Raw genomic sequence first — 14653 nt, 5'->3', positions numbered from 1 at the left:
CCCCGCGATGCGGGGCTTTTTTTTAGCGCGCGGCTCCCCGCCGCGGCTTGTCCATCAGGCCGTGTGCGGTGGCCAGGTGTGCCAGGGTCACGACATTGTCTATCGCGAGCTTTTCGAACAATCGGTACTTGTAGGTCGCCACGGTTTTTTCGCTGAGCCGCAGGCGATCGCCGATCTGTTTGGCGGCCATGCCCTGCGCCAGCATCATGGCGACTTCGAGTTCGCGCGTGGACAGCTCTTCGAACGGCGACTCGCCGTTGCCGAAGGCATTGCCCAACGCCAGTTGCTGGGCAACGTCGGCGCTCAGATAGCGGCGCCCGTCGGCAATCTGGCGGATCGCCTTGACCAGCTCGTCGGCCGGGCAGCCCTTGGTCAAGTAGCCGCTCGCGCCAGCCTCGAGCAGGCGCCGCGGAAACGGCGCATCGCTGGCCATGGTCAGGATCACGATGCGCGTGGCGAGCTTGCCCCGGCGCACGCGCTCGGTCACCTCGATGCCGTTGACGTTCGGCATGTGCAGATCGACGAGCGCGAGGTCGGGCTTGAGCTTGCGGATCAGCTGCAGGCCGTCCTCACCGTCGTCCGCCTCGCCGAGGACCTCGATGTCGGGCTGCTTCTCGAGGATCATGCGCAGGCCGGCGCGCACCAAAGCATGGTCGTCCACCATCACGATGCGGATCATGAGTCCCTCCCCCGACGCGCCGTGACCTCAAGGTACTGCGCGTCGGACGACTTTACAAGCAGGCGGCGTGCCGGCTCGAAACCGAGGCCGGGATCACATGAAGGGGTGATCTCGGATTTCGTGCAATTTGTGACGAGCCAAACCTAGAACACCATTATCACTCAATAACTTAGCGATAGTGCGTTCCGCCGCTGCCGCTCGGATTTCATGCAGATTTTGACGAGCCAAAATCCGCTCGCACTCTTTTCCTCCGTACCGGACGTGCGTAGAGTCCGGGGTGAAGCCTCCGGAGGTTCTGCGCGTGTTGAATTTCCACTCTCGATTCATTGGAGTCGATCGTCTACCCCGAGCGCTTTCCGAATTAGACGTTGACGTTTTCTTCCGCCTGCCGCAGGCGACCATCGACGTCATGCGAGAACGCCTGGCCAATGACCATATGCCAGGAGCGGCCACGCGCCAGGTGGGCTTGGCTGTCCAGGTCGCCTTTATGAGAGCGACGGGTCGCCCGCTCGATGGGGTCAAGATCGTCCCCGCCGCGCTGCTCAAATACCTCAGCGAGGAACTCCGCGTCAGGCCGTTCTCTTTTGGTTCGCTGCGTGCGATCTACAAGCGCGGCAGAACGTTGCACGACCATCAGCAATGGGCAAAAGCACATCTCGGCTTGGAAGTACTGAGCGCCGAGCACAAGAAAGCCTTGTCGACGATGTTGCTAGCTCAAGCTAGCGAAGCGGCATCGATCGACGAGCTGGTCGCGTCCGCCAGCCGGTGGCTCTATGACCAGAAGATTCTGATTCCGGCGGACCGCACGCTGCGCGACTTGGCTCGCGAGGCGTTTTCGGCGGTCGAGGCGCAGGCCGTGGTGGCGATCAAAAAATCGCTGTCGGCCAAGCAGCGGGCCATTTGTCACAAGACGGTATTCGACAAACAGGAATCCGGAATCTCCGTGTTGGAGTGGCTCAAGAAGCCACCCAGACGCCATGGCAAGAAGACCCTCGATGAATCTGTGGCCAAGATACGCTACCTGAAGCAGCTCGACGTACACGAATGGGACTTCAGCAAGATCACTTTGCCGCGGCAAAAAGCATACGCGCGGGCGCTCACCTCACGCCCGCCGTCGGAGACGCGCAAACGCAAGGACGACACGCAGTTGCTCGAAATCGCTTGTTTCCTTCGGGTGACTTTGTTCGAACTGACGGATGCTACGGTCTACCAGTTCTCTCGCCGCGCATGGGATTTGCATCGGCATGCCGCGGAGAAAGCCGTCCAGAAACGCTCAACGTCGTCGGGCGAATACCGCAGCAGCCTGCTCGCGATACGAACGCTGGTCGACGACGGTTCACGCACGCCGACACAACGCTTGAACGACATTCGCTCCGTTCTTAACGAACTGGGCGAACTAGGGCCGGCTACGCGAGCTGCGATGACACGGAATGCGCTGATCGACGATGGCCGCGTCAGGCAATTGCTCAAGTCGGTGTCCGAACTCCAATTTCAGGGCAGTTCGAGCAACACCCGAGGGCTCAAAGAGTTGGAGACGTTGTACTCCGCCTACGAGGGCAACGATAGCGAACTTCCTCCCGATGTGGAATTGAGCGTGAGCGATACATGGCGAGAAGAGATCGACGGACCCGATCGCAAGCGCGCGTTACGCGCTCTTGAGGCATCGACGGTGCTGGAGCTCCGCAGAGGGCTGCGTCGAGGCTCAATCTGGATCGATCACAGCATGTCGTATCGCGAGCTCGAGCAGATGCTCATTCCGCGGGAGGAGTGGGAACGCGAGCGGGCGCGCCATCTCAGTGTTATGGGCTTGCCGGAGAATGCAAACGAATTCCTCAACCCCTTGTTGGAAACGCTGAAGATCGGCATCGAGGCGCTCGCAGAAGTGGGCCGCCAAGGGAAGATTGAGATCGACGATGACGGCATGTTGCGCTTGCCGAAGCTCGAAGCGCTTGAACTCGATTTCGAGCCGAAGAAGATCTCTCAGGCGATCTTCAAAGACATCGGGACCGTGCAGTTTCCCGATCTCATCGTGGAGGTGGACGCTCTAGTCAACCACAGCGAAGCTGTTCTGGGTCGGCGAGCACGTTCGCCACAGGAGCTCATCGCCTACTACGGCGCATTGCTGGCGCAAGGCACCGATCGTGACGCCAAGGCCGTGGCGACCATGATTCCGGGTCTAGACCCAGCCGATGTCACAGGAATGATGCACTTTCTGGAGGCACCTCACCGACTCGAGCGAGCGAATCAAAGAGTGCTGGATTTCTTGAAGAAGATCCCGGTAACTCAACTCTGGGGTGATGGGCAATTTGCTTCCTCCGACATGATGGCGCTAGATGCTAGCCGGAACATGTTCAACGCACGCATCGATCCTCGACGGCGTACGTTTGCAACGGGCGTCTACACCCACGTCCTCAATTCCCATGCGCTCGGCTATTCGCAGCCGGTTGTTCTGAATTCCCGTCAGACGGGCCCCGCCATTCACGGCGCGGTCCGTTACAACCAGTTGAACGAGTCGAACAAGTTGCTGCGATTGGCCGTCGACACGCACGGCTACTCGTACACCGGCATGACCATGGCAAAGCTCGGCGCCCGCCTGGATCTTTGCCCACGCCTGCAAGACTTGAAAGAGCGGAAACTTTATTTGCCACGCAGCATCGACGCGCCGGTTGAACTGGACGGGGTCGTCATGCGCGACGTCTCTTTGAGGCCCATCCGAAAGTACTGGGATGAACTCCTGCGTTGGTCGGCCTCGATTTTCAGCGGTCGCATGAGTGCCAATGTCGCCATGGAGCGCCTGGGCAGCGCCTCTCATGGCACGCGGGTGCATAAGGCAGCCGATCAGCTCGGACGGCTATTGCGAACCCAGTTTCTGTGCGACTACTTCAGCAACCCGGACTTTCGTCGTGAAGTTCACACGGTTCTCAACCGCGGCGAGTCGGTGCATCAATTGCAGCGCGTGATCCATGATGGCCGAATTCCTGCGGCACGCGGCCGGAGACGGGATGAACTGGTGGCCATCTCCGGCGCACATGGCCTGTTGACGAACCTTGTCTTGGCCTGGAACGCTAGCAAGATCAATGACACCGTCGAGCATTGGCGGAAAACGCGCCGACCGATTGAGGACAAATGGGTCGCGCACATAGGGCCGGCGCATTTTCGTCACATCAACTTCAGCGGAACAATGGCGTTCAATTTCGGCCGCTATCTGGACATGTTGGTCGCAGCTCCATCGGGCGGATCGGCGCGCGTGGTGCCGATCAGGCGGTAGCCCCCAATCCATGCGAACAGCATGCGAGGGTTTGGCCGGTTGTCAGCCCAAAACCGTTTCACTCGGCCCATCTGGTATGGGCGGATTTAGGGAGCTATCGATCCGACGTTGCGCGAACGGGTCTCCGGCGTCGATGTAGCGCATCGCCGAATGGACATCTTTCCAGCCCACATATTCCATCAATGCTTTCACGTCCCAGCCATTGTCGTTGGCCCAACCTGCGAACCCACGTCGTAGCGAGTGGCCGCTGTACCGCTCGGGCGACTCAAGGCCGGCCTCGGTGAACATGCGTCGCAGCAGCGGAATGAAGCTGTTTTCGTGCAACGGCGCCGTGTTGACCTTACCCCACCGATTGACCGACCGAAACAGCGGCCCCTGGGTCAAGCCGGCCGCGGCGATCCATTCGCCGACGGCGGTGACCGGGCACAGGCGCGACAGCGCCGGCACCTTGAAACTGTTTCCTTCGTTCTGTCGATCGCCTTTGCTGCGCGGCAAGAAACAGATCATGCCCTCACCGGGAACCACACGGATGTGCTCGACGCGTAGGCGCATCAACTCGTCCCCGCGAAACCCTCGCCAAAACCCGAGCAGAACGAGCGCGCGATCGCGCAAGTAACGCAGTCGAGTCGCCTTGTTCAAATCGGGTTTCGCGATTTCCGCGTCGAACCAGTCGCAGACACGCGATAGGTGTGCGATTTGCAGCGGCTCGGCTTGCTTCTCCATCGCCGGATGTACAGCCTTGATGCCTTTGAACACCTTGCGCACCAATGGGGCGCGGGTCGGATCTGCAAAGCCGTGCTCGGCGTGCCACTGCGCCAGTGCGGCCAGGCGCAGTTTAAGCGTGTTGATCGACAACTGCTCCGCATAGTCGGCCAGATACCGGGCCACACTGCCGGCCGTCGCCGGCAGATGACCGCCCCATTCGACTTCGAAGTGCCGGGTGGCCGACGCATAGCTGCGTTGCGTGTTCGCTCGCGTCGCGGCATCGAGATAGCGATCCAGATCGGTCATTGCGTGAATGTATGCGGGCGGCGTTCGCTTGCCAAGCGGCGATCGGAGCAAATTGTCGACGGCCTTGGTTACTTCTTTTCGGGGGGCCACGGCTTGTTTTCTGGCGGCCAAGGCTCGCGTGGAGGCCGCGAGTGGAAGTACAGAAAAAGATCGAGCATGACGACCGCGCCCAATCCGCCGAAGGCGGCGTTGACCAGGATCATGGAGGTGGGCGCCCCCCACCACGCCTGTAGCAGCGCGACGAAGGTCCCGATCAGCACAAACAGGAAGAGGCGGACGAAGCCCATCGCGATCCCGGAAGTCGGATGATGGGTTGATTCTAGTCTATATATCTAAGAAGCTAGAAATATGGATATCAAAGCCGCCGCTACGGTGTTGGCCGCCCTGGCGCAACGATCGCGCTTGGCCACCCTGCGTCTGCTGACCGCGCGGGGCGCTGAGAGCGCCAACGCGGGCGAGATCGCCCAGCATCTGGGGATCACCCCGACGGTGCTGTCGTTCCATCTGAAGGAGCTGGTGCGGGCCGATTTGGTCTACGCCGAGCCCTCGGGACGATTCATCCGCTATCGCGCCGACGTCGAAAAGATGCAGGCGCTGCTCGATTTTCTCACCCTGAACTGCTGCGAGGCCGGCGAAAGCTGCGATGCGCCCGTGCGACGGCAACGTTCGCCGACGCCTCGTCGTGCTCGTGGATCTCGACGTGGTCGGGAGGTGTGATCATGGCATTCCGGACTCCAACAGCCGTCCTGTTCCTCTGTGCAGGAAACAGCACGCGCAGCATCCTGGCCGAAGCGACGCTCCGGCACCTGGCGGGATCTCGATGGACGGCCCATAGCGCGGGGCTGTATCCGGTCGACCACGTCCATCGGCATACGCTCTGGCAACTGGAGACGGCGCAGATGAAGCGCGCCGGCTTGTCGAGCAAATCCTGGCAGGCCTTCCGGGGCCCGGAGGCACCGAAACTCGATGCGGTCATCACGCTATGCAACGACACCGCGGCGTGGGTGCAGCCGGAGATGTTCGGCGATGCCGCCCTCGCGCACTGGAGTGTTGCCGATCCGCTGACGAGCCTCGGCGACGAACGCTTTCTGCGCCGGGCTTTCGCGGACGCGCACCGTTGGATCCGCCATCGCGTCGAACGCCTGATCGAACTCCCTGCGGAAACGTTCGACCGGAGCACGTTGGAAGCGCATTTGCGGGCCATCGGCGAATCGCACCCGTTCCGGGCGACGAGCCTGCGCCGGGAGCACGCCCTGCGCTGGTCCGAACTCCAGCTCTTCGCCCCCTAGTTCACAGCGGGGTCGCACACTGCCAAATGCTCTATATATCTAGGTATCTAGAAATATAACTGCAATACCCGTCGCGTCTAATCGCGTCGCCTTCCGATTCGTTCATCCATCGTTGCGTTCACTTGAGGAGGTTTGTATGGGTTTGTCTCGTAAATGGCGTCTGGCCGCGCTGGGTCTGGCTGCGGCGCTCTTCACCGGTTCGCTGCATGCGGTGGAAATCACTGGCGCGGGCTCGACCTTCGTCTACCCGATCCTGTCGAAGTGGTCGGACAGCTACAACACGGCGACCGGCAACAAGATCAACTACCAGTCCATCGGTTCCGGCGGCGGCATCGCGCAAATCAAGGCGGGCACGGTGGATTTCGGCGCCTCCGACAAGCCGCTGCCGCCGGATGAGCTGGCGCAGGCGGGTCTGGGTCAGTTTCCGGTCGTGATCGGCGGCGTGGTACCGGTGGTGAACATCGAGGGCGTCGAACCCGGCAAGCTTCGCTTCACCGGTCCGCTCCTGGGCGACCTGTTCCTGGGCAAGATCAAGAAGTGGAGCGATCCGGCGATCGCCGAGATCAACCCGGGCGTGAAGCTGCCCGACACCGCCATCACGATCGTCCATCGCTCGGACGGTTCCGGCACCACGTTCAACTGGGTCAACTATCTCTCCAAGATCAGCTCCGAGTGGAAGGAAAAGGTCGGCGAAGGCACCTCGGTGCAGTGGCCGGTCGGCGTCGGTGGCAAGGGCAACGAAGGTGTCGCTGCCTACGTCAAGCAGATCAAAGGTTCGCTGGGCTACGTGGAGCTCGCGTACGCGCTGCAGAACAAGATGACCTACGCGGCCGTGAAGAACGCGTCCGGCCAGTTCGTACAGCCGAATGCCGCCAGCTTCCAGGCAGCCGCGGCGAGCGCGGACTGGAAATCGCCGAAGGACTTCTTCCTCGTGATCACGAACGCCCCGGGCGATCAGTCCTGGCCGATCTCCGCCTCGGTGTTCGTCATGATGTACAAGCAGCCGAAGGACGCCGCCCGTACCAAGGCGACGCTCGACTTCTTCAAGTGGGCGCTCGAGAACGGCCAGAAGCAGGCCGAAGAGCTCGACTACGTGCCGCTGCCGAAGGCGCTCGCGAGCCAGATCGAAGCGTACTGGAAGAGCGAGATCAAGCAGTAACGCGTACGTCTTAAGGGCGCGCTTCGGCGCGCCCTTTCCTTTGGAGAGGGCCGATGTCTACTGGGCTGACCGCCGGCGTTCCGGCGAACAAAGAACGCGAGCTGGCGCTGCGCGCGGGCAAAGACGCCAGTTCCGACGGCGTCTTCCGCGGCTGCGTGATGGCCGCAGGCTTGTTTGTGCTGTTGTCGCTCGCCGCCGCGGCGTTGTCGATGCTGTGGGGTGGCCGCCAGGCGTTCCTGACCTTTGGCTGGCATTTTCTGATCTCCACCGAATGGGATGCGGTCAATCACAATTTCGGTGCGTTTGTGCCGATCATCGGCACGCTGGTCACCGCGCTGATCGCGATGATCATCGCCGTGCCGGTCAGTTTTGGCATCGCACTGTTCCTGACCGAGGTATCGCCGACATGGATGCGCGGACCGGTGTCCTCTGCCATTGAACTCCTGGCGGGTATTCCCTCGATCATCTACGGCATGTGGGGTCTGTTCGTATTTGTCCCGGTCGTGGCGAACTACATCGCTCCGTTCCTCAACGATCATCTGGACGGCGTGCCGATACTGGGCCCGCTGTTCACCGGTCCGCCGCTCGGCATCGGCATGCTCACCGCCGGCATCGTGCTGGCGGTCATGGTGATTCCGTTCATTTCCTCGGTGATGCGCGAGGTGTTTCTGACGGTGCCGACCGCGCTCAAGGAATCGGCCTATGCGCTCGGGTCGACGACATGGGAAGTGGTTTGGAACATCGTCCTTCCGTACACGAGATCGGCCGCGATCGGTGGCATCTTCCTGGGGCTCGGCCGCGCACTGGGTGAGACGATGGCGGTCACCTTCGTTCTCGGCAACGCGCACCAGCTCACGACTTCGCTGCTGATGCCCGGTAACTCGATCGCCGCGACGATCGCCAACGAGTTCACCGAGGCCGATTCCCCGATCTACCTATCCTCGCTCGTCGCCCTGGGCTTTCTGCTCTTCGTCGTCACGTTCATCGTGCTCGCGATCGCGAAGCTCATGCTGATGCAGCTCGAGCGCAAGGGAGGCAGGCTATGAGCACGCAGAACTATGCGGACCGGCTCTATGCACGGCGCCGTTTGGTCAATTTCCTCGCGTTGTCGTTTTCCGTCGCGGCCACACTGTTCGGCCTCTTCTGGCTGGTCTGGATCCTATGGACGACGCTGGTCAACGGACTGAGTTCCATGAAGCTCAGCCTGTTCACCCAGATGACACCGCCGCCCGGGGCCGACGGCGGTCTGTTGAACGCGTTCTTCGGCAGCGCGGTGATGAGTTTCCTCGCCATCCTGATTGGTGCGCCGATCGGCATCGCCGCCGGCACCTTCCTCGCCGAGTACGCCAAACGCAGCGTGTTGGGCGAGTCGATCCGGTTCGTCAACGACATCCTCCTATCGGCGCCGTCGATCGTGCTGGGCTTGTTCGTCTATACCCTGGTCGTGCAGCCGGCCGGCCACTTCTCCGGCTTTGCCGGCGCACTGGCTCTGGCGTTCATTGTGCTGCCGGTCGTGGTCCGCACCACCGACGAAATGCTGCGCCTGGTGCCGAGTCAGATGCGCGAAGCGGCGCTCTCCCTGGGCATTCCCCAGTGGAAGGTCACCATCCAGGTGCTCTACCGGGCGGCCCTGCCGGGCATCCTGACCGGCATCCTCTTGGCGCTGGCCCGCATCAGCGGCGAAACCGCGCCGCTGTTGTTTACCGCGCTCAATAACCAGTACTGGACCAACAGCCTCAACACCCCGATGGCCAGCGTGCCGGTGGTCATCTTCCAATACGCGATGAGTCCCTACGATTCCTGGCATTCGCTGGCCTGGGCCGGCGCCTTCGTCGTAACGCTCTTTGTCCTGCTGCTGAGTATCCTGTCGCGAGCCATCCTCGCGCGCAAAGGAGCTTCTTCGTGAACGATCATGCTCGCATGCCGCCCCTGGTGACCATCGTCGACAACGGTCAGCCAAAGGTGGCCAATCCGCCCAAGCTGGAAGCCAAGGGCTTGGACTTCTACTACGACCGCTTTCACGCGCTGAAGAATATTCACTTGCCCGTGGCCGAGAAGCAGGTGACCGCGCTGATCGGCCCGTCGGGCTGCGGCAAGTCGACGCTGCTTCGCATCTTCAATCGCATCTACTCGATCTACCCGGGGCTGCATGCTACGGGTGAGGTCCTGCTTGATGGCGAGAATGTCCTCGACCCCAAGTACCCGCTGAATCGCCTGCGCAGCAAGGTCGGCATGGTGTTCCAGAAGCCGGTGCCGTTTCCGATGTCGATTTTTGACAACATCACCTATGCGCTGGGCCACTACGAGAAATTGTCCCGCGCCGAGCAACGCGAACGAGTGGAGGAATCATTGCGCCAGGCGGCGCTGTGGGACGAGGTCAAGGACAAGCTCCAACAGAGCGCCTTGGGCTTGTCGGGTGGCCAGCAGCAGCGTTTGTGCATCGCCCGCGCCATTGCGCTCAAGCCGGAAGTGATTCTGCTGGACGAGCCCACCTCGGCACTCGACCCGGTGGCGACCGGCAAGATCGAGCAACTGATCGACGAGCTGAAGACGCGCTACACGATTCTCATCGTGACGCACAACATGCAGCAGGCCAGCCGCTGTTCGGATTTCACCGCGTTCATGTACCTGGGCGAGCTCGTCGAGTTCGGCGACACCGAAACGATCTTCACGACGCCGCACAAGCAGCAGACCCAAGACTACATTACCGGCCGTTTCGGTTGAGGACGACACGATGACGAACCCTCCCCAAGCCGGCGAGCACATCGTCCGGAGTTTCGACGAAGAACTCGCCCGACTGACCCGCGAAATCCAGTTCATGGGCGACCTGGCCTTAGGCCAGCTCGACGCCGCGATCGACGCGGTCATCGGCCGCGACAGTACCGCGGCGGAACAGGTCGTGCGCGGCGATACGACGATCGATCAGCTCGAACAGAAAATCAGCCAGGACGTTTTGCGCGTGCTGGCGCTGCGCCAACCGATCGCTCGCGATCTGCGCGAAGTCCTGACGGCTTTGCGCGTGGCCACCGACATCGAGCGCATCGGCGACTACGCGGCCAATATCGCCAAGCGCTCGATCATCGTGAGTCAGGAGACCATGGTCAAACCGGTTCACGGTCTGGCGCGGTTGGCGAGCTTCGCGAAGGAGATGGTGCGCGACGTGCTTACGGCCTACAGCAGGCAGGATGCGGACCACGCGCTCATCGTCTGGGCCCGCGACGAAGAGCTCGATGGGATGTACACGAGCCTGTTCCGCGAGCTGCTGACCTACATGATGGAAGACCCACGCAATATCACGGCGTCCACCCACCTATTGTTCATGGCGAAGAACATCGAGCGGATCGGCGATCACGCGACGAACATTGCCGAGAACGTCTATTTCCTCGTACGCGGCGCGCCACTGGCCCAAGAGCGGCGCAAGGGCGACCGGTCGCTGTCCCCGGCCAACGAAAGCGACGCCGCATCGCCGTAAGACATGTGACGGCTGTCGCCATGCGGCAGAACCGTTACAATGCCCAACGCATCGACACCGCGTCGATGCGTTCTTGTGTCTTTCGAATCGGTTCTGGTGATGGAATCCAAAAGCGCCGTCAAAGTGCTCTCCGCGCTCGCCCAGGAAAGTCGGCTGGCGATCTTTCGTATGCTCCTAGAGCACGCCCCGGAGGGTTTGTCGGTTGGCACCATCGGTGAACGCTTGGGCGTGCCCAATGCGACCTTGTCGCACCATCTGCGCGAGCTGATCGGTGCCGGCCTCTTGGTCACGCAACAGGAAGGACGTTTTGTCTATTGCGCGGCCGACATCAGCGTCATGAACAGCCTGATGGGCTTCCTGACGGAAAACTGCTGCAAGGACAACACAGGGGATTGCGGGCTGGATCCGTCCTTGTGTGTGCCCAAGAAGGCCGGCAAGAAGGCAGTCGCGGCCGCTTCGCCGCGTCGCACGGCCGCAACCCCAGTTTCCCCGCGCAAGCGCGTCGCATCCCGGTAACGTTCGTTCGGCAGGATAGTTTTGGGGCTTTCCCATCTAGATAATTTCTATTATTCTAGATAAATGGATATAAACGACAGCATCGAGGCCTTGTCTGCGCTCGCCCAGCCGACCCGGCTGCAGGCGTTCCAACTGGTCGTCAGTCATGAACCGGACGGACTGCCCGCCGGCGAAATCGCCCGGGCCCTGGACGTGCCGCAAAACACCATGTCCGTGCACCTGGGCATTCTCACCCGGTCCGGGCTGATGACGTTCGAGCGCCAAGGCCGCTCCCTGGTGTACCGCGCCGATCTGAATCGTTTTCGCGAGCTGACGCTGTACCTGCTCAAAGACTGTTGCGGCGGCCGTGCCGACGTCTGCACGCCGCTCATCGCCGAACTCACCCCTTGTTGTTCCCCCTCCCGGAGCGTGTCATGACCGATCGTCCGTTCAACGTGTTGTTCCTGTGCACCGGCAATTCTGCCCGGTCTATCCTCGCCGAAAGCATTCTGCGCCGCGAGGGCCACGGCCACTTCGTGGCGTACTCCGCCGGCAGCATGCCGAAACCCGATGTGAATCCGCTCGCCATCGAAACCCTGGAGAAGCTGGGGTATCCCACCGACGGACTGCGCTCGAAGAGCTGGGACGAATTCGACGGCCCCGATGCGCCGCAGATGGATTTCGTGTTCACGGTCTGCGACAACGCGGCCGGCGAGGTCTGTCCGATCTGGCCAGGACACCCGACCAAGGCCCACTGGGGCATTGAAGATCCAGCCGCCGTCGAGGGGACGACCCTGGAGAAGCTCACCGCGTTCGCAACCGCATTTCGCTACCTGAAGAATCGGATCACGGCATTCGCGGCGCTACCGCTGGCCAAGCTCGAAGCATCCTCGCTGCGCCAGCAGCTTCAGGACATCGGTCGCGGCGATGGTGCCTCGTCGGGGACTTTGGAACATGCTTAAGCCGACGATCGACGTCATCATCTACCACAACCCGGAGTGCGGCACGTCGCGCAACACGTTGGGCTTGATCCGCAATGCCGGCATCGAACCGCACGTCATCGAATACCTCAAGACGCCGCCAAGCCGGGAGATGCTGCAATCGCTGATCGCGCGCATGGGCATTGCCGTGCGCGAGCTGCTGCGTGAGAAAGGTACGCCGTACCACGATCTGGGATTGGACAATCCCGACCTCACCGATGACCAGCTACTCGATGCGATGCTCGCGCACCCGATCCTGATCAACCGACCCATCGTCGTTACCCCGTTGGGGGTAGCGCTGTGCCGACCATCGGAATGCGTGCTCGATCTACTGCCTTCACCGCAACACGGTGCGTTCACCAAGGAAGACGGCACCGCCGTCGTCGACGACCAGGGTCAACGTGTCCTCTGATATCACGGAAACATGCAATGAATGCACTCGCTGAAAACGCCGCGCCCGCACGTCCGGCCATGAACACTTTCGAACGCTACCTCACGTTGTGGGTGGCGCTCTGCATCGTCGCCGGCATCGGCTTAGGCCACCTGATCCCGGGCGTGTTTGCGACCATCGCCACCGCCGAAGTCGCCAAGGTGAACCTTGTGGTCGCGGCGTTGATCTGGCTGATGATCATTCCGATGCTGCTGAAGATCGATTTCGGCGCCTTGGGCCAGGTGCGCGAGCATTGGCGCGGCGTCGGTGTGACGTTGCTGGTGAACTGGGCGGTGAAGCCGTTCTCGATGGCGCTCCTCGGCACACTGTTCATCGGGCACCTGTTTGCTGGGTGGCTGCCGCACGATCAAAGCAATTCCTACATCGCCGGCCTGATCCTGCTAGCCGCGGCGCCGTGCACCGCGATGGTCTTCGTCTGGTCGAACCTGTGCGACGGTGAGCCACACTACACGCTCAGCCAGGTGGCGTTGAACGATGTGATCATGGTGTTCGCGTTCGCGCCGCTGGTCGGCTTGCTGCTCGGCGTCGCCTCGATCACTGTGCCATGGGACACGCTGCTCTTGTCGGTCGTGCTGTACATCGTCGTACCGGTTCTCATCGCGCAGGTCTGGCGCCGGGCACTGATCGCCCGAGGCGGCGACGCGGCGCTTCAGCGCACCTTGACGGTTCTGCAGCCGCTCTCGCTGCTGGCGCTGCTCGCCACGCTTGTCCTGTTGTTCGGCTTCCAGGGCGAACAGATTCTGAAACAGCCGGCCGTGATCGCCTTGCTGGCCGTACCGATCCTGATCCAGGTCTATCTCAACGCCGGCATTGCCTATTGGCTGAGCCGGACGTTCGGGGTCGCGTGGTGCGTGGCGGCGCCGGCGGCGCTGATCGGCGCCAGCAACTTCTTCGAGCTGGCCGTGGCGGCCGCGATCAGCTTGTTCGGCCTGAATTCCGGTGCGGCCCTGGCTACCGTCGTTGGTGTGCTCGTCGAAGTGCCGGTGATGCTCTCGGTCGTGTCCCTGGTGAAAGCCTCCCGCAGCTGGTATGAGCGCGGCGGCGCCCAAGGGGAACGCGCGTGAGCACGCGAGTCCGTGAACTGTCGTCGCCCGACGACTTGCCGGCACTCGATCCACGCTATGCGCACCTGCGCCCGGCGGCCGGGTTCGACGATCCGGTTGGGCATCCGCCGCGCATCCTTCTGCTGTACGGCTCGCTGCGCAAGCGCTCGTTTTCTCGCCTTGCGGTCGAAGAAGCGGCCCGTCTCTTGCGCTTCTTCGGTGCCGAGCCGCGTATTTTCGATCCCTCCGATCTGCCGTTGCCCGATCATCCCGACGCCGCCGATCATCCGGCAGTGAAGGAGCTGCGTGAGCTGTCGCTGTGGTCCGAAGGCCAGGTCTGGTGTAGCCCCGAACGGCATGGTGCGATCACCGGGCTCATGAAAATGCAGATCGACCATATTCCGCTGGCGATCGGTAGCGTCCGTCCGACGCAAGGCCGAACGTTGGCCGTCATGCAAGTCTCCGGAGGCTCGCAGTCGTTCAATGCGGTCAACACGTTGCGTTTGCTCGGCCGCTGGATGCGCATGTTCACCATTCCGAATCAGTCGAGCGTGGCGAAGGCCTTCCAGGAATTCGACGACGCCGGCCGCATGAAGCCGTCGGGCTACTACGACCGCATTGTCGACGTGATGGAAGAACTCGTACGTTTCACGATCCTTCTGCGCCCGCACTCGGCCGCGCTGGTCGATCGCTACAGCGAGCGCAAAGACGCCGGAGTAGAGGTCTCTCCGGAGACGGATCTCGCGGCGATCGCGATGGCGCCGCAGTAGCCTCCACGCAGGAAGCGGTGCCGTGACCAGCGATCT

15 protein-coding genes and 2 pseudogenes are annotated in these 14653 nt (G+C 61.9%); 14 read left to right on the top strand and 3 right to left on the bottom strand.

The features are described from left to right. Positions 1-22: 22 nt before the first annotated feature. Complete coding sequence (locus AC16HO_RS13065; protein WP_484335517.1) at positions 23-679, bottom strand: response regulator; 657 nt, start codon at positions 677-679, stop codon at positions 23-25. A gap of 301 nt (positions 680-980) precedes the next feature. On the opposite strand from AC16HO_RS13065, the gene AC16HO_RS13060 reads away from it, so the two are divergent. Continuing rightward, positions 981-3947, top strand: a complete 2967-nt coding sequence (locus tag AC16HO_RS13060; protein ID WP_484335516.1) for a Tn3 family transposase — start codon at positions 981-983, stop codon at positions 3945-3947. Positions 3948-4019: 72 nt separating this feature from the next. Here the strand turns inward: AC16HO_RS13060 and AC16HO_RS13055 are convergent. Both AC16HO_RS13055 and AC16HO_RS13050 read right to left on the bottom strand, forming a co-directional pair. Continuing rightward, positions 4020-4958: pseudogene (locus AC16HO_RS13055) on the bottom strand (site-specific integrase); the annotation flags it as partial. 68 nt (positions 4959-5026) lie between these two features. Then, the gene (locus AC16HO_RS13050) at positions 5027-5245 is read right to left on the bottom strand and encodes a hypothetical protein (RefSeq protein WP_484335515.1); all 219 of its coding nucleotides are present in this window, start codon (positions 5243-5245) and stop codon (positions 5027-5029) included. 61 nt (positions 5246-5306) lie between these two features. On the opposite strand from AC16HO_RS13050, the gene AC16HO_RS13045 reads away from it, so the two are divergent. The 13 genes and pseudogenes from AC16HO_RS13045 to arsH all read left to right on the top strand — a co-directional run bounded on the left by AC16HO_RS13045 (position 5307) and on the right by arsH (position 14617). After that, complete coding sequence (locus AC16HO_RS13045) at positions 5307-5675, top strand: ArsR/SmtB family transcription factor (protein ID WP_484335514.1); 369 nt, start codon at positions 5307-5309, stop codon at positions 5673-5675. Positions 5676-5677: 2 nt separating this feature from the next. Continuing rightward, positions 5678-6247 carry an arsenate reductase/protein-tyrosine-phosphatase family protein gene (locus AC16HO_RS13040; RefSeq protein WP_484335513.1) on the top strand — a complete coding sequence of 190 codons (570 nt, stop codon included), beginning with the start codon at positions 5678-5680 and terminating at the stop codon, positions 6245-6247. Between the two features lie 178 nt (positions 6248-6425). Beyond that, positions 6426-7406, top strand: a pseudogene (pstS, locus tag AC16HO_RS13035) (phosphate ABC transporter substrate-binding protein PstS); the annotation flags it as partial. A 53-nt stretch (positions 7407-7459) separates the two neighbouring features. Then, complete coding sequence (gene pstC / locus AC16HO_RS13030; protein ID WP_484335512.1) at positions 7460-8452, top strand: phosphate ABC transporter permease subunit PstC; 993 nt, start codon at positions 7460-7462, stop codon at positions 8450-8452. Then, the gene (pstA, locus tag AC16HO_RS13025; protein ID WP_484335511.1) at positions 8449-9312 is read left to right on the top strand and encodes a phosphate ABC transporter permease PstA; all 864 of its coding nucleotides are present in this window, start codon (positions 8449-8451) and stop codon (positions 9310-9312) included. Before pstC ends, pstA begins: the two co-directional genes overlap by 4 nt. Positions 9313-9326: 14 nt before the next feature. After that, complete coding sequence (gene pstB, locus AC16HO_RS13020; protein ID WP_484335538.1) at positions 9327-10130, top strand: phosphate ABC transporter ATP-binding protein PstB; 804 nt, start codon at positions 9327-9329, stop codon at positions 10128-10130. 10 nt (positions 10131-10140) lie between these two features. Next, positions 10141-10878, top strand: coding sequence for a phosphate signaling complex protein PhoU (gene phoU / locus AC16HO_RS13015; RefSeq protein ID WP_484335510.1), 738 nt, complete (start codon positions 10141-10143; stop codon positions 10876-10878). 75 nt (positions 10879-10953) lie between these two features. Next, positions 10954-11394 (top strand): ArsR/SmtB family transcription factor, encoded by a 441-nt coding sequence (locus tag AC16HO_RS13010; RefSeq protein WP_484335509.1) that lies wholly within the window; start codon positions 10954-10956, stop codon positions 11392-11394. Positions 11395-11457: 63 nt separating this feature from the next. After that, a complete protein-coding gene (locus tag AC16HO_RS13005; RefSeq protein ID WP_484335508.1) occupies positions 11458-11811 on the top strand; it encodes an ArsR/SmtB family transcription factor in 354 nt (117 codons plus the stop codon). Then, positions 11808-12335, top strand: coding sequence for an arsenate reductase ArsC (locus tag AC16HO_RS13000; protein WP_484335507.1), 528 nt, complete (start codon positions 11808-11810; stop codon positions 12333-12335). The genes AC16HO_RS13005 and AC16HO_RS13000 overlap by 4 nt, the downstream gene beginning before the upstream one ends. A gap of 7 nt (positions 12336-12342) precedes the next feature. Beyond that, the gene (gene arsC / locus AC16HO_RS12995; RefSeq protein ID WP_484335537.1) at positions 12343-12765 is read left to right on the top strand and encodes an arsenate reductase (glutaredoxin); all 423 of its coding nucleotides are present in this window, start codon (positions 12343-12345) and stop codon (positions 12763-12765) included. 17 nt (positions 12766-12782) lie between these two features. After that, on the top strand, positions 12783-13868 hold the full coding sequence (gene arsB / locus AC16HO_RS12990) for an ACR3 family arsenite efflux transporter (RefSeq protein WP_484335506.1): 1086 nt from the start codon (positions 12783-12785) through the stop codon (positions 13866-13868). Beyond that, positions 13865-14617, top strand: coding sequence for an arsenical resistance protein ArsH (gene arsH, locus AC16HO_RS12985; RefSeq protein WP_484335505.1), 753 nt, complete (start codon positions 13865-13867; stop codon positions 14615-14617). Before arsB ends, arsH begins: the two co-directional genes overlap by 4 nt. Positions 14618-14653: the final 36 nt, after the last annotated feature.

The organism is Rudaea sp., assembly GCF_057139185.1.
Note: the sequence above shows the minus strand (reverse complement) of the source record. Positions and strands in the feature narration are given on the sequence as shown.